Source organism: Deinococcus sp. NW-56 (genome assembly GCF_002953415.1).
GTDB lineage: Bacteria > Deinococcota > Deinococci > Deinococcales > Deinococcaceae > Deinococcus.
The window spans coordinates 1,991,554-2,008,564 of the sequence record NZ_CP026516.1 but is presented as its reverse complement, the minus strand read 5'-3'; the positions used below and the strand labels follow the sequence as shown (position 1 = coordinate 2,008,564).

Here is a 17,011-nt window from a genome sequence, read left to right as displayed (position 1 = left end):
CGGGCGACCCAGCCCGCCCGAAGAGAGGCCAGAGACATGCAGACCCTGAAGACCAAGTACAACGAGCAGGTGCGCCCCGCGCTGATGGGCCAGTTCGGCTACTCCAGCGTGATGGCCGTGCCGCGCATCGAGAAGATCGTGATCAACGAGGGCCTGGGGTCCTCGAAGGAAGACTCCAAGGCCATCGACAAGGCGGCCCGTGAGCTGGCGCTGATCACCCTGCAAAAGCCTATCATCACCAAGGCGAAAAAGAGCATCTCCAACTTCAAGCTCCGCCAGGGCATGCCAGTCGGCATCAAGGTCACGCTGCGCGGCGAGCGCATGTACGTGTTCTTGGAAAAGCTGATCAACATCGGCCTGCCCCGTATCCGTGACTTCCGCGGGATCAACCCCAACGCCTTTGACGGCCGTGGCAACTACAACCTCGGTATCAAGGAGCAACTGATCTTCCCGGAAATTACCTATGATATGGTCGACAAGGTGCGCGGGATGGACATCACCATCGTGACCACCGCGAAGACCGACGAGGAAGCCCGGGCGCTCCTGCAGGCCATGGGCCTCCCCTTCCGGAAATAAGGACTGACATGGCGAACACCTCTAAAGTCGTGAAGGCGCAGCGTGGCAGCAAGTTTGCCGTGCAGAACTACAACCGGTGCAGCCGCTGTGGCCGCGCCCGTGGCTACTACCGGTTCTTCGGAATGTGCCGCATCTGCATCCGCGAACTGGCGCACCGTGGGGAACTCCCCGGCGTCAAAAAGGCGAGCTGGTAACACCGCCCGCCGCCCCCACCCCCTCGCCGGATACGAACTGGCCCCCTTTGGGCAGTGATCGTCCGGTTCAGGGCTCAGGACCCAACAGAAGAAGCGCCTGCCCCAGCAGGACCACATTCTTTGGGAAGACTCCGGAAGCTGCCTCACACGTGGGCGCAGCTTCCCCCCAGCCGGGGCTCCTGCATTCAGGCCCAGCCCCCGGAGGAGAATCATGCTGAGTGATCCCATCGCCGACATGCTCACGCGCATCCGCAACGCGACGCGCACCTATAAGGAGAGCGTCGACATCCCGGCTTCCAAGTTCAAGGAAGAGCTTGCCCGACTGCTGATGCGCGAAGGCTACGTGGCCAACGTGGAGCGCGTGCGCCCCGAAGGCCAGAAGTTCGACGTGCTGCGCCTGACCCTGAAGTACGGCGCCAAGCGCGAGCAGGTCATCAAGCACATCGAGCGCGTCAGCCGCCCCGGTCGCCGCGCCTACGTGAGCGCCGAGAACCTGCCCCGCGTCCAGCGCGGGCTGGGCCTCGCCGTCGTCTCGACGAGCAGGGGCCTGCTGCCCGACCGCGAGGCGCGTCAGCAGGGCGTGGGCGGCGAAGTCGTCTGCGTTCTCTGGTAAGCCCGCAGCCCTGACCTCTGGCCCGCGCATGCACTCCGCGCGGCTGCTCAGAACTTAAGGACTCAAGGAGGACAGCCATGTCCCGTATTGGTAAACAACCCATCGCCGTGCCCAGCGGCGTGACCGTGAGCGCCGAGGGCGGACTGTTCCGCGCCAAAGGCCCCAAGGGCGAACTCGCCGTGCCCTACAACCCCGCCCTGACCATCGCGACCGAAGGCGATCAGCTTCTCGTGACGCGGCCCAGCGACCGCCAGGAGCACCGCGCCCTGCACGGCCTGACCCGCACGCTGGTCGCCAACGCCGTCAAGGGCGTGTCGGACGGCTTCACCATCAACCTCGAACTGCGCGGCGTCGGTTACCGCGCCAAGCTCACGGGCAAGAACCTCGAGATGACCATCGGTTACAGCCACCCGGTCGTGATCGAGCCGCCCGCAGGCGTGACCTTCACGGTGCCCGAGCCCACCCGCATCGACGTGTCGGGCATCGACAAGCAGCTCGTGGGGCAGGTTGCCGCCAACGTGCGCAAGGTGCGCAAGCCTGATGCCTACCACGGCAAGGGTGTGCGTTTCGTGGGCGAGCAGATCGCCCTCAAGGCTGGTAAAGCCGGGGCCACCGGCGGGAAAGGGAAGAAGTAATGGCGAACCAGACTGCCATTCGGCGCAAGCTGCGCACCCGCCGCAAGGTGCGTGTCGCGGCGGCGGAGCGCCCGCGCCTCAGCGTGTTCCGCTCCAGCAAGCACATCTACGCCCAGATTATCGACGACACCACCGGGACCACGCTGGCGGCGGCGAGCAGCAGCGCCGTCAAGACCGGGACCAAGACCGACACCGCCGCGGCGGTGGGCCGGGCGCTGGCCGAGGCCGCCGTGGCCAAGGGTGTCAAGCAGGTCGTGTTCGACCGCGCCGGGTACAAGTACCACGGCCGGGTCAAAGCGCTCGCAGACGCGGCGCGGGAGGGTGGCCTTGACTTTTAATCGTCGCAATGACCGCGAGCGGGAGACCAGCGAGTTCGAAGAGAAGATGCTCTTCGTCAACCGTACCTCCAAGACCTACCAGGGGGGGCGCCGCTTCCGCTTCGCCGCGCTCGTAATCTTGGGTGACCGCAACGGCCGCGTCGGCATGGGCATCGGCAAGGCCAAGGAAGTGCCCGTCGCCATCGAGAAGGCCAAGGCGATCGCCCGCAAGAACATGATCTCCGTGCCGGTGGAAAACGGCACCATTCCCCACGACATCGTCGGTGAGAACTCCACCAGCCGCGTGCTGCTCAAGCCTGCAGGCCCCGGTACCGGCGTGATCGCGGGCACCGTGCCCCGTTCGATCGCCGAGCTGGCGGGCATCACCAACATGCTCTCCAAGGAACTCGGCAGCCGCAACAAGGTCAACGTGGCCTACGCGGTGTTCGACGGCCTGAAGAACCTGCGCACCGCCAAGCAGGTGCGTTCGGCCCGTGGTCTGGACACCCAGCCCCGCGTGGCGGGTTCTGCTGCGGTTTCGGCGACCACCGAGGCCGGTGCAGCCCAGGCGGGAGGTGCCCTGTGACCTCCTCGACCGTGAAGGTGACCCTGCGCCGCAGCGTGATCGGCCGTCCCGAGAATCAGGTGCAGACCGTCAAGGCGCTGGGCCTGCGCAAGATCGGCGACACCCGTGAACTGGTGGACACCCCCGCCGTGCGCGGCATGATCAAGACCGTTCAACATCTGGTGGAGGTGGAAGCGTGAAGCTCCACGAACTGACCCCGGCGCCCGGCAGCCGCAAGAACCGCAAGCGCGTGGGCCGTGGCCCCGGCGGCACCGACAAGACCGCCGGTCGCGGGCACAAGGGCCAGAAGGCCCGCAGCGGCGCGGGCAAGGGTTCCTTCTTTGAAGGTGGCCGCAGCACGCTGATCTCGAGGCTGCCCAAGCGCGGCTTCAACAACGTCGGCACGACCTACGAGGTCGTCAACCTTGGTCAGCTTGCCGGGCTGGAAGGGGAGACCTTCGACCGCGCGGCGCTGGAACTGGCTGGACTGGTGCGGCGCAAGAACCGCCCCGTCAAGCTGCTGGGCCGCGGCGAACTGACCCGCGCCGTGACCGTGCACGTGGACGCGGCGAGCGAGTCGGCGGTCCGCGCCGTGGAAGCGGCGGGCGGCCGGGTTGTGATCGCCCAGGCCAGCAGCGAGAACGCCGAGCAGGCCCCGATAGAGCAGGCAGAGTAACATGCTGCGCGCCTTCCGCGACGCGTTCCGGATTCCGGACCTGCGGCGGAAGATTGTCTTCACCCTGCTGCTGCTTGCCGTCTTCCGTTTCGGAAGTACCATTCCGACGCCGGGCGTCAATGCAGCCGCTCTCGCGGAGGCCACCTCGGGTGGCCTTTTCGGGTTGATCAGCCTGATCTCGGGCGGCAATCTTTCGCAGTTCTCGATCTTCGCGCTGGGGGTGCTGCCGTACATCACGGCCAGCATCGTGATTCAGCTGCTGACGACCACCGTCCCCTCGCTGGAAAAACTCAGCAAGGAGGGCGAGGAGGGCCGCAAGAAGATCAACCAGTACACCCGCTACGCGGCGGTCGCGCTGGGGACCTTTCAGGCCCTGTTCTTCTCGCTGTACATCACCAGCAACCCGCAGTTCATCGCGGTGGGCTGGGACCCCGGCCTCTTCACCATCCTGGTGATGGTACTGACCCAGGTGGCGGGCATCGCCTTTACCCTCTGGATCGGCGAGCGCATCACCGAGGTGGGGGTCGGCAACGGCATCAGCCTGATCATCACGGCGGGGATCATCGCCAACTATCCGCGTGAGATCGCGGCGACGGGCGAGCTGTTCCGCACCGAGCAGGTGTCGCTGCTGCAGATCCTGGCCTTCGCGGCCGTGATTCTGGTGACCATCGCGGGCATCGTGTACGTGTACCAGGGCGAGCGCCGGGTGCCCGTCACCTACGCCCGCGCCCGTGGGGGAGCGCCCGGCGGGGCGGCCCGTAACCTGGGCGGGCAGGCCACCTGGCTCCCGATCAAGGTGAACCAGGCGGGCGTGATTCCGGTGATTTTCGCCTCGGCGATGCTGATCCTCCCCAACCTGATCGGCAGCGCCACCGCCGAGCGGGCGCCCGAGGTCAACGCGTTTATCCAGACGTACCTGACCTTCGGCAGCCCCTGGTACATCCTGCTGGAAGCGGCGCTGATCTTCGGGTTCACGTACCTGTACAACAGCGTGCAGTTCGACCCCAAGCGCATCAGCGAGCAATTGCGCGAGGCGGGCGGCTTCATTCCCGGCGTGCGGCCGGGCACGGCGACCGCCGAGTACCTGGGCGGCATCAGCAGCCGCCTGAGCCTGTGGGGCGCGATCTTCCTGGTCGTGCTGACGGTCTTTCCCCAGATCGTGCAGCGGGCGACGGGCATCACCACCTTCCAGTTCAGCGGCACCGGCCTGCTGATTATCGTGGGCGTGGCACTCGAGACCCTCAAGCAGCTCGAAGCGCAGCTCACCGTGCGGCGCTACGACGGCTTTATCAGCAAGGGCCGCATCCGTGGCCGCCTGAACTGAAGTCGCCTCTGCTCCAGCCGCTCACCTCCGGGTGGGCGGTTTTTTTGGGTTCCGCGTGCCCGTCACGTCCGGGGAGACAGGCCCGGGCTGCCGCGCGGCCTCTATGCTGTACTCCCTGAAGGAGGAACGATGACACAATCCGGAAACAAGGTCGTGATCTTTCTTGGCCCCCCCGGCGCCGGAAAGGGCACCCAGGCCGAGCGCCTGGCCCGGGAAGAGGGCCTGACCAAGATCAGCACAGGGGACATCCTGCGTGACCACGTCGCGCGCGGCACGGAGTTGGGCCAGCAGGTCAAGCCGATTCTCGATGCGGGCGCCTTGGTGCCCGACGACATCCTGATCGCCTTGATCCGGGACTACTTGAGGGGGATGAATGCGGTGCGGGTGATCTTCGACGGCTTTCCGCGCACCCGTGCCCAGGCCGAGGCCCTCGACCGGCTGCTGGAGGACCTCGGCGCCCCCGTCACCGCCGTTCCGCTGCTCGAAGTCCCCGACGAGTTGCTGATCGAACGCATCGTGGAGCGGGGACGGCAGGCCGCCGCACGGGGCGAACCCGTACGCAGCGACGACACCGAGGAGGTCGCCCGGAGGCGCCAGCAGGTTTACCGCGAGCAGACCCAGCCGCTGATCGACTACTACGAAACGCGCGGGCACCTGCGCTCCGTGGACGGCGTGGGGACCATGGACGAGGTTTACGGGCGGATCGCGGCCGTGCTCCACTAAGACAAGCCTGAACAGGGCTGATGTGGGCCAGAGCCGCGAGGCTCTCCGGGAAGCGGGGCGCTTGCCCCCGCCCCCCCCGGCGTGCTAACTTCCCCTTTGGCTTGTATCAGGCCTGGAGGTTACGTGGCAAGACGAAAGATGCCGGAACAGCGGGAAAAGCGCAAGAAGGAAGAATCCGATACCGTGCGGGCCGAGGGCGTAGTCGAAGAGGCGCTGCCCAACACCACCTTCCGGGTCAAGCTCGATACCGGGCACGACATTCTGGCGTACATCAGCGGCAAGATGCGGATTCACTACATCCGGATTCTGCCCGGTGACCGTGTGGTTCTGGAGATCAGCCCCTACGACACGTCGCGGGGCCGCATCGTCTACCGCAAGTAGCCCTTCCGGGCACGGATACCCATCAGATTCCCCGGCTCCGGGGGGTCGAGCGCTGCTGAGCGCGCCGCCAGGATGGGCGGTGACGTGAGGCGGCTGCGAGGAGGACGCATGAAAGTTCGCAGCAGTGTCAAGAAGATGTGCGACAACTGCAAGGTGATCCGCCGCCACGGGCGCGTGCTGGTCATCTGCTCCAATGTCAAGCACAAGCAGAGGCAGGGCTAAGCATGGCGCGTATTGCCGGTGTAGACCTTCCGCGCGAGAAGCGCGTTGAGATCGCCCTGACCTATATCTACGGGATCGGCCTGACCCGCTCCAAGGAAGTGCTGGCGCAGACGGGAATCAGCCCCGACACCCGCGTCAAGAACCTCTCCGAAGCGGACCAGAGCACCCTGCGGGATGTAATCGAGCGCACCTTCAAGGTGGAGGGTGACCTCCGCTCGGAAGTTGGCCAGAACATCAAGCGCCTGATGGACATCGGCGCGTACCGCGGCCTGCGCCACCGCCGCGGCCTGCCCGTGCGCGGCCAGCGCACCAAGACGAACGCCCGCACCCGCAAGGGACCGCGCAAGACCGTCGCGGGCAAGAAGAAGGCGACGAGGAAGTAAGCCATGGCGAAGACCACCAAGGGCAAGACCCCCCGCCGCGCCCGGCGCAACATCAGCGCGGGCCGCGCGTACGTGCACGCGAGCTACAACAACACCATCGTGACCATCACCGACCTCGACGGCAACTCCGTCGCGTGGTCCTCGGGCGGCACGATCGGCTACAAGGGCAGCAAGAAGGGCACGCCCTACGCGGCCCAGCTCGCCGCTGCTGACGCCGTGAAGAAGGCGCAGCAGACCTTCGGCATGAACATCGTGGACGTCATCGTGCGCGGCACCGGTTCGGGCCGCGAGCAGGCGATCCGCGCCATTCAGGCCTCCGGCATCGAAGTGAAGTCCATCATGGACGACAGCCCCGTGCCCCACAACGGCTGCCGCCCCAAGAAGAAGTTCCGCGCCTAACCCGCGCTGCGCGCGCCCACCTGTCCCGCTTCCGCCTTCCCCCTGGGAAGAGAGCCGCACCACCGGCGAGGAAGCGGGCACCAGAGGGCCGCAGACCCGGTTTGCAGGCCTGACGCCTGAAACCGCAAGGAGAGTCAAGACATGGGTCGTTTCCGTGGTTCCATTACCAAGCTCAGCCGCCGCGAGGGCATTAACCTCGCGGAGACCGAGAAAGTCCAGAAGTACCTCGACCGGCGTCCCTACGCGCCCGGTCAGCACGGGCAGCGCCGGGGTCGTGGCCGCCCCAGCGACTACAGCGTGCGCCTGCGTGAAAAGCAGAAGCTTGCCCGGCTGTACGGCATGAACGAAAAGCAGTTCCGCAACCTCTTCGAGGAGGCGGCGAACGTGCCCGGCGTGACCGGCACGGTGTTCCTGCAACTGCTCGAACGCCGCCTGGACAACGTCGTCTTCCGCATGGGCTTTGCCAGCACCCGCCGCCAGGCCCGGCAGTTTGTCGGCCACGGGCACGTGCTCGTCAACGGCAAGCGGGTGGATATTCCCAGCTACCGGGTCAAGATCGGCGACGAGATCACCGTTTCCGAGAAGAGCCGTTCCATGGGCTTTATTCAGGAGAACATGGAGGCGCAAAAGCGCCGCCGCGTCAGCCCCTGGATCGAACTGAACCCCGAGACCTTCAGCGGCACCTTCGTGCGCCTCCCCGCGCGTGAAGACCTCGCCCTGCCCATCAACGAGAACTTCATCATCGAGTACTACTCGCGCTAATCGGGAGGCCCCAGTGGATCAAAAGCGCCCTCAACTCAAGGCCCGCGTCGACGGCGATTACGGCGAGTTCGTGCTCGAACCGCTCGCGCGCGGCTACGGCGTCACCATCGGGAATCCCATCCGGCGCATCCTGATGTCCTCGATCCCCGGCACCGCCGTGACGAGCGTGTACATCGAGGATGTCCTCCATGAGTTTTCGACCATCCCCGGCGTCAAGGAAGACGTCATCCGGATCATTCTGAACCTCAAGGAACTCGTCGTGAAGTTCCACGCCCCCGGCCCCAAGACCCTGACCCTGCGGGCGCAGGGCGAGGGCGTGGTGCGGGCGAGCGCCTTCGAGGTGCCCAGTGACGCCGAGATCGTCAACCCCGACCTCCCCATCGCCACGCTCGCCGAAGACGGCAAGCTGGTAATGGAGGTGCGCGTCGAGGAAGGCGAGGGGTATGTCCCCGCCGACAAGCACTCCACCAAGGACCGCATCAACTCGATCCCGGTGGACGCCGTGTTCTCGCCGGTGCGCCGGGTGGCCTACCACGTGGAGAACACCCGCGTGGGCCAGCAGACCGACCTGGACCGCCTGATCCTGCGCGTCTGGACCGACGGCAGCGTCGGCCCCCAGGACACGCTGGACAAGGCCGTCGAGATTCTGCGCGACGAGCTGACGGTGTTCGGCAACGTGGAAACGCTGCCCGCCGCTCCCGAGCTGACCCCGGCCTACACGCCGGCGGCCCCGGTGGCGGTGGCGACGCCTGAACTGCCCCGGATGCCCGACCTCGACCCCGGCTCGTACCCGGCGGGCGACCTCGATACGCCCCGCGTGACCCTCGAAGGCCTGGGCCTGACCACCCGCGTGCTGCACTCCCTCAAGGAGGAAGGCATCGACAGCGTGGACGCCCTGTGTGCGCTGAGCGACCGCGACCTGAAGAAGGTGCCCGGCATCGGCGAGCGCAGCCTCGACGAGATCAAGCAGCAGCTCGCGCAGTTCGGCCTCGCCCTGCGTGACTAATTCAGGGGCGCGGACGTTGCTGCCGCGCCCGACCCCCAAGGAGATTCCCCATGCGTCACGGTAAAGCCGGTCGCAAGCTCAACCGCAACAGCAGCGCCCGCACCGCCCTGGCCCGCGCCCAGGCGACGGCGCTGCTGCGTGAGGGCCGCATCCAGACGACCCTCACCAAGGCCAAGGAGCTGCGCCCCTACGTCGAGAAGCTGATCACCACCGCCAAGGGTGGGGACCTGCACGCCCGCCGCCTCGTCGCCCGCGACATCCACGACACCGCTGTGGTCCGCAAGGTCATGGACGAGGTCGCCCCCAAGTACGCCGACCGTCCCGGTGGCTACACCCGCATCCTGCGCGTGGGCACCCGTCGCGGCGACGGCGTCACGATGGCCCTGATCGAACTCGTCTGATCCAGAGGAGTTCCCAGCCCCGCTTCGGCGGGGTTTTTTCGTTGCTGACCGCTGAAGACTGATAGCCTCGGTCATGACCCCCACCCTCGTAATCGTGCCCGGATTGGGCGACAGCGGGCCAGGGCACTGGCAGACCCTCTGGGAGCGGCAGTTCGGGGCGGCGCGGGTGCGGCAGGACGACCCGGAGCAGCCCACACCGGAAGCCTGGAGTGCCCGGCTGCAGGAGGTCGTGGAGGCGACGCCCGGCGAACTGGTGCTGGTGGGGCATTCCTGCGGCGTGCTGACCATCGTCCACTGGGCGCGGCTCTATGGCGGGCACGAGCGGGTGAGGGGAGCGCTGCTGGTCGCTCCAACTGATGCAGACCAGGGCACCACCTACGCGCAGTTCCCCGGCGTACGCGACCTGGCTCCGACTCCGCTGGAGCCGCTGCCCTTTCCGGCCCTCGTGGTCGCCAGCGAGAATGACCCGTTCGCCACGTTCGAGCGGGCGCAGAGCTTCGCGGAATCCTGGGGCGCCGAGTTTGTCACGGCGGGGCAGGCCGGGCACCTCAACGTGGCAAGCGGGCATGGGGCGTGGCCCGACGGCGAGGTGCTGCTCTCCGAGTGTCTACACGCCTGGACCCCGCCGCCGATCACCCGCTTCTGACCATGACGAAGGGCCGCCCCGAGAAGAGGCGGCCCGCGCAGTCGTGAGGAGGTCAGTTCGTGACGCTGGCCGCCGCGTACTTGTCGAGCAGCGCCTCGAAGGCCCGCTTAGGCTGGGCACCGACCATGCCCTCGACAGGCTGGCCGTCCTTGAACAGGATCATGGTGGGGATGCTCATCACGCGGTACTGGCCGGAGACGCTGGGGTTGTCGTCCACGTTGAGCTTGGCAACCTTGACCCGGCCCTCGTACTGCCCGGCGAGTTCCTCGATGACCGGGGCGATGATGCGGCAGGGACCGCACCAGGGCGCCCAGAAGTCCACCAGGGTCAGGCCCTGGGCGGTCTCGCTCTGGAAGTTGCTGTCCGTGAGTTCCACAGGCTTCATGGGCCGAGTATACCCCCCGGGGGCATGGGTGGATATGGGCCAGATGCAGGGCACCTAACGGTGGGTTCACGGGCGGGACGCGCTAGGCTGCGGCCATGACCGGGGAAGGGCAGGAGCATCTGCGCGAGGGCGCCCGGCTCTTCGACGCGGGCAAGTGGTGGGAGGCCCACGAGGCCTGGGAGGTGCCGTGGCGCACGGCGACGGGGGTGGAGCGCGACTTCCTGCAAGCGTTGATCCTGCTCGCCGCCGCCCTGCACAAGCGCTGGCACCACGGCAGCTTGACCCACCGCAACTTCCACAAAGCGGAGGGGTACCTGGGGCGCCTCCCCGACACCTACGGCGGGGTGGACCTGCGGCGGCTGCGCTCGGAGGTGTGGGCCGCGCTGCACGACCCGGCCGGGCGGCCACAGCTTGGGCTGGAGCAGGGTCCCGTATGCTGAGGGTGCCGGGGCCACGACGTGCCCCGGCAGGAGCCCCTATGACCGAACGCATTGCCCTCTTTATTGACGGGGCCAACGTCTACGCGGCGGCCCGCCGCCTGGGTTGGAACTTCGACCACCGCAAGATTCTGGAGCACTTCCGCGCGGGCGCCACCCTCCACAACGCCTTCTATTACACCGCCGTGCCCGCCCACCCCGACGACAAGCAAAAGCGCTTCGTGGACGCCCTGACCTACATGGGCTATACGGTCCGCACCCGCCCGCTGCGCGAGGTCACCGACGAGCACGGCGAGACGCAGCGCCGCGCCAGCCTCGACATCTTTCTGGTGACCGACTTGCTGACCACGGCCGACCGCTATGACACCGCCATCCTGCTGACCGGCGACGGCGACTTCGAGCGCCCGGTCGAGGTGCTGCGGGCGCGGGGCAAGCGGGTGGTCGTGGCGAGCATTCCCGAGATGACGAGCTACGAGTTGCGAAATGCCGCCGACGAGTACGTGGACCTCTCGGCCCTGCGCCCCGAGGTGGAGCGCCCCGGCTACCGTCTGCCCAGCGAGGGCCGCGCCGAAGCCGGAAGCCGCCCCTTTTACGTCACGGCTGCGCTGACGGAGCCGGATGAACGCTGAGCCGGGCACCCCGAAGACCACCCTGCCCATCGCCCTCGACGCGGTGGGCGGGGACCACGGGGCCGTGCCGAATGTGGAGGGCGCGGTGCAGGCCGCCCGCGCGGGGGTGCCCGTGCTGCTCGTCGGGCCGCGGGTAGCGCTGCATGCCGAACTCGGCAAGCACCCTGGCAGCGCCAGCCTGCCGCTGGACGTGGTCGACGCACCCGATGTGATCGGCATGGACGAGCACGCCTCCGACGTGCGGAGCCGCACGGGGGCGAGCATCAACGTCTGCACCCGGCTGGTGAAGGAGGGGAAGGCCGCCGCCGCCGTCAGCATGGGCCACAGCGGGGCGACGATGGCCTCGGCGCTGCTGACGCTGGGGCGCGTGAAGGGGGTGGACCGCCCGGCCATCCTGACGCACCTCCCCAGTCAGAAGGGCTTCGTGACCCTGCTGGACGTGGGTGCGAACGCGGACGTGAAGGCGGCGTACCTCGCGCAGTGGGCGCGGCTGGCGACCGTGTACCTGCGGGTGGTGGAAGACCGCGAGAACCCCACGGTGGGCCTGCTCTCCATCGGGGAGGAAGCCCACAAGGGCAGCCAGCTCGTGCTGGAGGCGCATGGTCTGCTGCGCGAGCTGCACGGCCACGGCATCACCTTCCACGGCAACGTGGAGGGCCGCGACCTCTTCCATGGGACCACCGACATCGTGGTGACCGACGGCTTTACCGGCAACGTGGTCCTCAAGCTCGCGGAGGGCGAGGCCAAGGTCCTCTTCGGGTGGGTGCGTGAGGCGCTGGGGGGCAGCCTGAAGACCAAGGTGGGCGGCCTGCTGGTGCGCCCAGCGCTGCGGGGGCTGGCCGAGCGGATGGACCCCAGCACCTACGGAGCAAGCATCCTAATCGGGGTGCGGGGGCTGGCCTTCATCGGCCACGGCAGCGCCGACGCCCGCGCGGTCAAGAATGCCCTGCTGCGGGCCGCCCGCGCCCACGAGGCCGACCTGATTGCCCGGCTGGAGGCGGCGCTGGCCCCGGCCTGACCCGGCGTTGCCCAGCCTCACCTCCCCATGCGAGGCTGGAGCGATGTCCGATGACCTGCTGAACGAACTCGCCTTTCAATTTCAGAAGCCCCAGGTCTGGCTCGGCCTGGGGCTGACCCTGGTGGTGGCATACGCGCTCTACCGCTTCGGACGGACCGTGCTGCGGGCGCTGGAGAGTCATGCCGCCCCCCGGTTGGTGTCGGGGCTGGGCTGGCTGTGGACCGCCGTGGTGGCGCTGGGGTGGCTGGCGGTCGCCACACGGGTGGCCTACCTCCCCAGCGTGCCCGTGCTGTTCGACCTCGGCGGGGACATCGTGGAGGGCTTCCGGCACACCGCCGGGCAGGTCCTCGTGATCGTGGCACTGTCCCTGATCGGCTGGAACCTGATCGGCACCCTGACCTCGCGCATCGTGGCGGAGGAAGAATTCAACCGCCGCACCGTGCGGGTGCAGACCCTGCGGGGGGTGGTGGACAGCACCCTCAAGGTCGCGCTGGTGATTCTCGCCCTGATCGCCGGATTGCAGGCGCTGGGGGTCAACGCGACCAGCCTGCTGGCGGGCGTGTCGGTGCTGGGCCTCGCGGTGGGCTTCGGCGCCCAGAGCCTGATCAAGGACGTGTTCACCGGCTTTTTCATCCTGCTCGAAGACCAGTACGGGGTGGGCGACGTGATCACCGTCAATACCGGGCAGCTCTCGGGCACGGTTGAGCGGCTCAACCTGCGGCTGACGGCCCTGCGGGCGCTCGACGGCACCGTGCACATCATTCCCAACGGACAGATTCAGACGGTCAGCGTGAGCAGCAAGGACTGGTCGCGGGTGGTCGCCACGGTGGACGTGACCTACGGCGCGGATATCGACGAGGCGCTGCGGGTGCTGGAGCGGGTCAGCCGCGAACTGTACGCGGACCCGGCGTGGGCGGCGTCCTTTCTGGAGGAACCCGAGATTCAGGGCGTGACCCGCCTCGCCCCCGACGGCGTGACCCTGCGGGCGCTGTACAAGGTGCAGCCCAAGGGCCAGTACGCCCTGGGCCGCGAGTTCAACCGCCGCATCAAGATCGCCATGGATGAGGCGGGCATCGAGATTCCGGCCCCGCAGCGCAGCCTGAGCTTCGGCTCGACCCCGCTGGAAATCAAGGTGGCGGGGGGTGCCCCTATCTCCGACCCCCGCCGCGAGCAGAACCGCACCCAGCCCCCGGTCCCGCCCTCCCGGATGCGCGACCCGGAGGACGAGGAGATCTGATCGCTGGGCCTAGAGAAGCCGCCGAACCGTGTGGGTCGGCGGCTCGCTCCATCTGTCCCTCAGGCGGGCAGCGGCGCGGGGGGGAGGGGGGCCGGGGGCAACTCGTCCAGCGTGCCGCCCGCGAGCAGGGTGGAGAACTCCTCCCCGCTGAGCGTCTCGCGGCGCATCAGCACCTCGACGACCTCGTGGACGCGGACCAGGTGCGTCTGCAGCAGGGCGACGGCGCGGGCGTAGGCCGCCTCGATGATGCCCCGGACCTCCTCGTCCACCGTGTGCGCGGTCGCCTCGCTCATGGGCACGAGCTGCGGGCCGCCCCCCAGGAAGCTTCCCTCGCCCTCGGCCAGCGCCACCTTGCCGATGCGCGGCGACATGCCCCACTCGGTGACCATTCGCCGGGCGAGGCCGGTCGCCTGCTGGAAGTCGTTCTGGGCACCTGTCGTGATCTCTCCGAACACGACCTCCTCGGCGGCGCGGCCCGCGAGCGCCACGGCGACCATGTCTTCCAGCGCGGGGCGGGTGACGTGCAGGCGGTCGTCGGCGTCGGGCATCATGTAGCCCGCCGCCCGGCCACGCGGCACCACGGTGAGCTTGGCGACCCGCTGGGCGTGGGGCAGCAGTTGAGCGGCGAGGGCGTGACCGACCTCGTGGTAGGCCGTCACCCGCCGGTCCGCTTCCCGCACCACCAGCGAGCGGCGCTCCGGTCCCATCAGCACCCGGTCCCGCGCTTCTTCCACATCCCGCATCACGATCTTCGACCGCCCTGCCCGCGCCGCCCCCAGCGCCGCCTCGTTCAGCAGGTTCTCCAGATCCGCCCCCACCATCCCCGCCGTCCTTCTGGCGATGACGCCGAGGTCCACGCTGGGATCCAGAGGCTTCTTGCGGGCATGAATGCGCAGGATCATCTCCCGCCCCCGCACATCGGGGGCGTCCACCACCACCTGACGGTCGAAGCGTCCTGGACGCAGCAGCGCGGCGTCCAGCACATCCGGGCGGTTGGTCGCCGCCAGGATGATGACCTCCTGCCCCGAGGCGAAGCCGTCCATCTCCACGAGCAGTTGATTCAACGTCTGTTCCCGCTCGTCGTTGCCGCCCTGGAGGTTGACCCCACGCTTGCGACCCACGGCATCGATCTCATCGATGAAGACGATGCAGGGGGCGGACTTGCGGGCCTGTTCGAAGAGGTCACGGACGCGGGCGGCGCCGACGCCAACGAACATCTCGACGAAGTCGGAGCCGGAGATGGAGAAGTAGGGGACGCGGGCTTCGCCCGCGACCGCCTTGGCGAGCAGGGTCTTGCCGGAGCCGGGAGGACCGACCAGCAACACCCCGTGGGGGATGCGGGCACCGAGCTGGTGGTAGCGCTCGGGGTGGCGCAGGAAGTCGACGACTTCCTGCAGGTCACTCTTGGCCTCGTCACAGCCCGCGACATCGGCAAAGGTCAGTTTGATCTGCCCCTCACTGATCACCGCCGCCTTTGACTTCCCGAAGTTCCCCGCCGCGTTCCCTCCGCCCGCCCCGCCGCGCAGCGAGCGCCACAGCACCAGCAGGATCAGCCCGGTCAGAATCAGCGGGAGCACCGACCCCACCCACGCGAAGGGCGAACCGCCCGTCACGACCCGCAGGGGCACGTCGGCCTGCCGCAGCCGGGTCAGGGTGGAGGCCTGGGTCGCGGCGTCGGTCGGCACCACCAGCGAGACGGGCCGCGTCTGATCATTCAGGTACACCGAGGCGTCCCCGGTGCCCGCCAGGGTCAGCAGCCGGATTCGCCCGGCTTCCGCGTCCTCGAACAGGCGATTGAGCGTGTAGCGGGCGGGGGGCAGGGACGGGCCAGGCCGCGTCTCCTGGGGGCCGGAGGCTGGAGCCGCCGCGCGGGTCGCCTGTGCGGGGGTCGCCAGGGGCGCGAGCAGCAGCAGCGGCAGCAGCAGCCGGGGCACGGCGGGGTGCGGGCGGGGGCGGCGCATACACCATGCTACGGCCCACCGGGGCGCGACATGGGGCGCTCTCTGACCTTCCGGGCACCCGGCTCTCAGGAGCGCGTCAGCTTGGGCGACTAGGCTGCTCCCATGCACAAGCTCGCCTTGTTCGGTGCCCTCGCCCTGGGCCTCAGCTCCTGCACCGTGACGGTCGGCAGCAACCTCGGCCTCGCCGGGAGCCGCGGCAACCTGATCGCAGACCTGCGCCCCGACCGCGGCCAGGGGGCCACCTACCGGGTGGGCGAGGAGGTCCGCTTCCAGCTCACCACCCGCACGCCCGGCTACGTCACGCTGGTCGCCCTGCAGCCCGGCGGCGTCGCCAGCACGCTCGTGCAGGGTGTCTACGTGCAGGCGGGCACCACCGTCTTTCCCCGCCCGCAGGACGGCGTGACCTACAACGTGGCGGCGCCGCGCGGCCTCCAGCGCGTCCGGGCGATCTTCACCCGGGTGCGCCCCACGACCGAACTCGTCTTCAGCGGGGTCTACACCGACGGCCGCTGGAACACGGCCACCACCACCTACGTGCAGCCTTACGCCGCCGCTGACCGCGACGTGCAGGAAACCTACCTCTACATCCGCTGAGCTGCCCCCCTCACCGCCCCAGCCGCCCCCACGCGGCTGGTTTTTGTTTACCCTGCCGAGCATGAGCCTGACCTTCGAGGACGCCCGGCAGCGCGTGGACGCCTACATCTCCCAGTTCGAGGAGGGGTATTTCCCGCCCCTGCTGATGCTGGCCCGCCTGACCGAGGAAACGGGTGAAATTGCCCGCGTAATCGCCCACGGGAACGGCAAGAAGCCCAAGCCCGGCGAGGAGGCGGGTGACCTGGAGATGGAGCTGGCCGACCTCCTGTTCGTGATGCTGTGCATGGCGAACGAACGCGGCCTGAGCCTGGAACGTGGCTTTACCCGGATGATGGCGAAGGTCGAGACCCGCGACGCCGACCGCTGGACGAGGAAGGCTGGAGCAGGGGGCGATGGGTGATGCAGCACGACGAGCGCACGCACGTTCCCGTCGAGCTGCACGCGGGCGGCGTGGTCATCCTGAATGAGTGCGGCGACATCCTGCTCGTGCGTGAGCTCGGCGTGCCGGGGCAGATGGAGAAGGCCGGGCTGTGGCACATCCCCTCGGGCACTGTGGAGGAGGGCGAGAACCCGCAGGACACCGCCGTGCGCGAAGCCTACGAGGAAACCGGGCTGCGCGTCCGGCTGGTGAAGTATCTGAACACCTACCTGGGTCAGTTTCCCGATGGCGCCTTCGTCCTGCGCCACATCTGGCTGGCCGAGCCGCTGCCGGGGCAGACCGTCGCCCCCACCTTCACCGACGAGGTGGCCGAGGCCCGTTACGTGAGCCGGGAGGAGTTCGCCGCGCTGTACAAGGTCGGGCAGATTCGGATGTACCAGACCAAACTCTTTTACGAGGATGCCCTGCGCGAACGCGAGCGCCTCAGCATCCAAAGCAAGGAGGCGAACGCCTGAGCGCCCGCCCCCTCAGCACTGAACGCTGACCGC

27 protein-coding genes are annotated in these 17,011 nt (G+C 68.2%); 25 read left to right on the top strand and 2 right to left on the bottom strand.

Annotated features, from left to right (window positions below; all coding sequences use genetic code 11):
• Positions 1-36: 36 nt before the first annotated feature.
• The 18 genes from rplE to C3K08_RS10035 all read left to right on the top strand — a co-directional run bounded on the left by rplE (position 37) and on the right by C3K08_RS10035 (position 9,823).
• Complete coding sequence (gene rplE, locus C3K08_RS10120) at positions 37-576, top strand: 50S ribosomal protein L5 (RefSeq protein WP_104991194.1); 540 nt, start codon at positions 37-39, stop codon at positions 574-576.
• A gap of 8 nt (positions 577-584) precedes the next feature.
• Positions 585-770, top strand: coding sequence for a type Z 30S ribosomal protein S14 (locus C3K08_RS10115; RefSeq protein ID WP_027460639.1), 186 nt, complete (start codon positions 585-587; stop codon positions 768-770).
• 211 nt (positions 771-981) lie between these two features.
• Positions 982-1,383 (top strand): 30S ribosomal protein S8, encoded by a 402-nt coding sequence (rpsH, locus tag C3K08_RS10110; RefSeq protein ID WP_104991193.1) that lies wholly within the window; start codon positions 982-984, stop codon positions 1,381-1,383.
• Between the two features lie 77 nt (positions 1,384-1,460).
• Positions 1,461-2,018, top strand: coding sequence for a 50S ribosomal protein L6 (gene rplF / locus C3K08_RS10105; protein WP_104991192.1), 558 nt, complete (start codon positions 1,461-1,463; stop codon positions 2,016-2,018).
• On the top strand, positions 2,018-2,356 hold the full coding sequence (rplR, locus tag C3K08_RS10100) for a 50S ribosomal protein L18 (protein ID WP_104991191.1): 339 nt from the start codon (positions 2,018-2,020) through the stop codon (positions 2,354-2,356). Before rplF ends, rplR begins: the two co-directional genes overlap by 1 nt.
• Positions 2,346-2,921 carry a 30S ribosomal protein S5 gene (gene rpsE / locus C3K08_RS10095; RefSeq protein ID WP_199776915.1) on the top strand — a complete coding sequence of 192 codons (576 nt, stop codon included), beginning with the start codon at positions 2,346-2,348 and terminating at the stop codon, positions 2,919-2,921. Before rplR ends, rpsE begins: the two co-directional genes overlap by 11 nt.
• A gap of 11 nt (positions 2,922-2,932) precedes the next feature.
• Positions 2,933-3,100 (top strand): 50S ribosomal protein L30, encoded by a 168-nt coding sequence (rpmD, locus tag C3K08_RS10090; RefSeq protein ID WP_104992023.1) that lies wholly within the window; start codon positions 2,933-2,935, stop codon positions 3,098-3,100.
• Entirely contained in the window at positions 3,097-3,576 is a 480-nt protein-coding gene (gene rplO / locus C3K08_RS10085) for a 50S ribosomal protein L15 (RefSeq protein ID WP_104991189.1), read from the top strand. Before rpmD ends, rplO begins: the two co-directional genes overlap by 4 nt.
• A 1-nt stretch (position 3,577) precedes the next feature.
• Positions 3,578-4,900: a preprotein translocase subunit SecY gene (gene secY / locus C3K08_RS10080; RefSeq protein WP_104991188.1), complete on the top strand. Its 1,323-nt coding sequence runs from the start codon at positions 3,578-3,580 to the stop codon at positions 4,898-4,900.
• 129 nt (positions 4,901-5,029) lie between these two features.
• Positions 5,030-5,623: an adenylate kinase gene (locus C3K08_RS10075; RefSeq protein WP_104991187.1), complete on the top strand. Its 594-nt coding sequence runs from the start codon at positions 5,030-5,032 to the stop codon at positions 5,621-5,623.
• Positions 5,624-5,761: 138 nt separating this feature from the next.
• The gene (gene infA / locus C3K08_RS10070; RefSeq protein WP_019588656.1) at positions 5,762-6,004 is read left to right on the top strand and encodes a translation initiation factor IF-1; all 243 of its coding nucleotides are present in this window, start codon (positions 5,762-5,764) and stop codon (positions 6,002-6,004) included.
• A gap of 108 nt (positions 6,005-6,112) precedes the next feature.
• Positions 6,113-6,226: a 50S ribosomal protein L36 gene (rpmJ, locus tag C3K08_RS10065; protein ID WP_012693977.1), complete on the top strand. Its 114-nt coding sequence runs from the start codon at positions 6,113-6,115 to the stop codon at positions 6,224-6,226.
• 2 nt (positions 6,227-6,228) lie between these two features.
• Positions 6,229-6,609: a 30S ribosomal protein S13 gene (gene rpsM, locus C3K08_RS10060; protein ID WP_104991186.1), complete on the top strand. Its 381-nt coding sequence runs from the start codon at positions 6,229-6,231 to the stop codon at positions 6,607-6,609.
• Between the two features lie 3 nt (positions 6,610-6,612).
• Positions 6,613-7,008 carry a 30S ribosomal protein S11 gene (gene rpsK / locus C3K08_RS10055; protein ID WP_104991185.1) on the top strand — a complete coding sequence of 132 codons (396 nt, stop codon included), beginning with the start codon at positions 6,613-6,615 and terminating at the stop codon, positions 7,006-7,008.
• A 141-nt stretch (positions 7,009-7,149) separates the two neighbouring features.
• Positions 7,150-7,770, top strand: a complete 621-nt coding sequence (gene rpsD, locus C3K08_RS10050; RefSeq protein WP_104991184.1) for a 30S ribosomal protein S4 — start codon at positions 7,150-7,152, stop codon at positions 7,768-7,770.
• Positions 7,771-7,783: 13 nt separating this feature from the next.
• Entirely contained in the window at positions 7,784-8,776 is a 993-nt protein-coding gene (locus C3K08_RS10045) for a DNA-directed RNA polymerase subunit alpha (RefSeq protein ID WP_104991183.1), read from the top strand.
• Positions 8,777-8,826: 50 nt separating this feature from the next.
• Positions 8,827-9,177 carry a 50S ribosomal protein L17 gene (gene rplQ / locus C3K08_RS10040; RefSeq protein ID WP_104991182.1) on the top strand — a complete coding sequence of 117 codons (351 nt, stop codon included), beginning with the start codon at positions 8,827-8,829 and terminating at the stop codon, positions 9,175-9,177.
• 73 nt (positions 9,178-9,250) lie between these two features.
• Positions 9,251-9,823 carry an alpha/beta hydrolase gene (locus C3K08_RS10035; protein WP_104991181.1) on the top strand — a complete coding sequence of 191 codons (573 nt, stop codon included), beginning with the start codon at positions 9,251-9,253 and terminating at the stop codon, positions 9,821-9,823.
• A 52-nt stretch (positions 9,824-9,875) separates the two neighbouring features.
• Here C3K08_RS10035 and trxA read toward each other — a convergent pair whose 3' ends face one another.
• Positions 9,876-10,208, bottom strand: coding sequence for a thioredoxin (trxA, locus tag C3K08_RS10030; protein WP_104991180.1), 333 nt, complete (start codon positions 10,206-10,208; stop codon positions 9,876-9,878).
• 95 nt (positions 10,209-10,303) lie between these two features.
• Here trxA and C3K08_RS10025 point away from each other — a divergent pair, with 95 nt between their 5' ends.
• The 4 genes from C3K08_RS10025 to C3K08_RS10010 are packed head-to-tail and all read left to right on the top strand — an operon-like array spanning position 10,304 to position 13,529.
• Positions 10,304-10,648, top strand: a complete 345-nt coding sequence (locus C3K08_RS10025; protein WP_104991179.1) for a DUF309 domain-containing protein — start codon at positions 10,304-10,306, stop codon at positions 10,646-10,648.
• A 38-nt stretch (positions 10,649-10,686) separates the two neighbouring features.
• Positions 10,687-11,274, top strand: coding sequence for an NYN domain-containing protein (locus tag C3K08_RS10020; RefSeq protein ID WP_104991178.1), 588 nt, complete (start codon positions 10,687-10,689; stop codon positions 11,272-11,274).
• Positions 11,264-12,292, top strand: coding sequence for a phosphate acyltransferase PlsX (plsX, locus tag C3K08_RS10015; RefSeq protein WP_104991177.1), 1,029 nt, complete (start codon positions 11,264-11,266; stop codon positions 12,290-12,292). The genes C3K08_RS10020 and plsX overlap by 11 nt, the downstream gene beginning before the upstream one ends.
• Before the next feature lie 55 nt (positions 12,293-12,347).
• Complete coding sequence (locus C3K08_RS10010; protein ID WP_104992022.1) at positions 12,348-13,529, top strand: mechanosensitive ion channel family protein; 1,182 nt, start codon at positions 12,348-12,350, stop codon at positions 13,527-13,529.
• 59 nt (positions 13,530-13,588) lie between these two features.
• Here the strand turns inward: C3K08_RS10010 and ftsH are convergent, their stop codons facing one another.
• Positions 13,589-15,490: an ATP-dependent zinc metalloprotease FtsH gene (ftsH, locus tag C3K08_RS10005; protein WP_104991176.1), complete on the bottom strand. Its 1,902-nt coding sequence runs from the start codon at positions 15,488-15,490 to the stop codon at positions 13,589-13,591.
• A gap of 102 nt (positions 15,491-15,592) precedes the next feature.
• On the opposite strand from ftsH, the gene C3K08_RS10000 reads away from it, so the two are divergent.
• The 3 genes from C3K08_RS10000 to C3K08_RS09990 all read left to right on the top strand — a co-directional run bounded on the left by C3K08_RS10000 (position 15,593) and on the right by C3K08_RS09990 (position 16,978).
• On the top strand, positions 15,593-16,084 hold the full coding sequence (locus tag C3K08_RS10000; protein ID WP_104991175.1) for a DUF4384 domain-containing protein: 492 nt from the start codon (positions 15,593-15,595) through the stop codon (positions 16,082-16,084).
• Positions 16,085-16,145: 61 nt separating this feature from the next.
• Complete coding sequence (locus C3K08_RS09995; RefSeq protein WP_104991174.1) at positions 16,146-16,484, top strand: nucleotide pyrophosphohydrolase; 339 nt, start codon at positions 16,146-16,148, stop codon at positions 16,482-16,484.
• Positions 16,484-16,978 (top strand): Nudix hydrolase, encoded by a 495-nt coding sequence (locus tag C3K08_RS09990; protein WP_104991173.1) that lies wholly within the window; start codon positions 16,484-16,486, stop codon positions 16,976-16,978. Before C3K08_RS09995 ends, C3K08_RS09990 begins: the two co-directional genes overlap by 1 nt.
• Positions 16,979-17,011 lie beyond the last annotated feature (33 nt).

Bases quoted from the DNA above. Each gene is read 5' to 3' on its own strand.
- ftsH (WP_104991176.1), bottom strand. From the start codon at position 15,490: ATGCGCCGCCCCCGCCCGCACCCCGCCGTGCCCCGGCTGCTGCTGCCG.
- C3K08_RS10020 (WP_104991178.1), top strand. From the start codon at position 10,687: ATGACCGAACGCATTGCCCTCTTTATTGACGGGGCCAACGTCTACGCG.
- rplE (WP_104991194.1), top strand. From the start codon at position 37: ATGCAGACCCTGAAGACCAAGTACAACGAGCAGGTGCGCCCCGCGCTG.
- C3K08_RS10115 (WP_027460639.1), top strand. From the start codon at position 585: ATGGCGAACACCTCTAAAGTCGTGAAGGCGCAGCGTGGCAGCAAGTTT.
- C3K08_RS10035 (WP_104991181.1), top strand. From the start codon at position 9,251: ATGACCCCCACCCTCGTAATCGTGCCCGGATTGGGCGACAGCGGGCCA.
- rpsM (WP_104991186.1), top strand. From the start codon at position 6,229: ATGGCGCGTATTGCCGGTGTAGACCTTCCGCGCGAGAAGCGCGTTGAG.
- C3K08_RS09990 (WP_104991173.1), top strand. From the start codon at position 16,484: ATGCAGCACGACGAGCGCACGCACGTTCCCGTCGAGCTGCACGCGGGC.
- rpsK (WP_104991185.1), top strand. From the start codon at position 6,613: ATGGCGAAGACCACCAAGGGCAAGACCCCCCGCCGCGCCCGGCGCAAC.
- trxA (WP_104991180.1), bottom strand. From the start codon at position 10,208: ATGAAGCCTGTGGAACTCACGGACAGCAACTTCCAGAGCGAGACCGCC.
- plsX (WP_104991177.1), top strand. From the start codon at position 11,264: ATGAACGCTGAGCCGGGCACCCCGAAGACCACCCTGCCCATCGCCCTC.
- rpsD (WP_104991184.1), top strand. From the start codon at position 7,150: ATGGGTCGTTTCCGTGGTTCCATTACCAAGCTCAGCCGCCGCGAGGGC.
- rplR (WP_104991191.1), top strand. From the start codon at position 2,018: ATGGCGAACCAGACTGCCATTCGGCGCAAGCTGCGCACCCGCCGCAAG.
- C3K08_RS10025 (WP_104991179.1), top strand. From the start codon at position 10,304: ATGACCGGGGAAGGGCAGGAGCATCTGCGCGAGGGCGCCCGGCTCTTC.
- rpsH (WP_104991193.1), top strand. From the start codon at position 982: ATGCTGAGTGATCCCATCGCCGACATGCTCACGCGCATCCGCAACGCG.
- secY (WP_104991188.1), top strand. From the start codon at position 3,578: ATGCTGCGCGCCTTCCGCGACGCGTTCCGGATTCCGGACCTGCGGCGG.
- infA (WP_019588656.1), top strand. From the start codon at position 5,762: ATGCCGGAACAGCGGGAAAAGCGCAAGAAGGAAGAATCCGATACCGTG.
- rplQ (WP_104991182.1), top strand. From the start codon at position 8,827: ATGCGTCACGGTAAAGCCGGTCGCAAGCTCAACCGCAACAGCAGCGCC.
- rpmJ (WP_012693977.1), top strand. From the start codon at position 6,113: ATGAAAGTTCGCAGCAGTGTCAAGAAGATGTGCGACAACTGCAAGGTG.
- rplF (WP_104991192.1), top strand. From the start codon at position 1,461: ATGTCCCGTATTGGTAAACAACCCATCGCCGTGCCCAGCGGCGTGACC.
- C3K08_RS10075 (WP_104991187.1), top strand. From the start codon at position 5,030: ATGACACAATCCGGAAACAAGGTCGTGATCTTTCTTGGCCCCCCCGGC.
- C3K08_RS09995 (WP_104991174.1), top strand. From the start codon at position 16,146: ATGAGCCTGACCTTCGAGGACGCCCGGCAGCGCGTGGACGCCTACATC.
- C3K08_RS10000 (WP_104991175.1), top strand. From the start codon at position 15,593: ATGCACAAGCTCGCCTTGTTCGGTGCCCTCGCCCTGGGCCTCAGCTCC.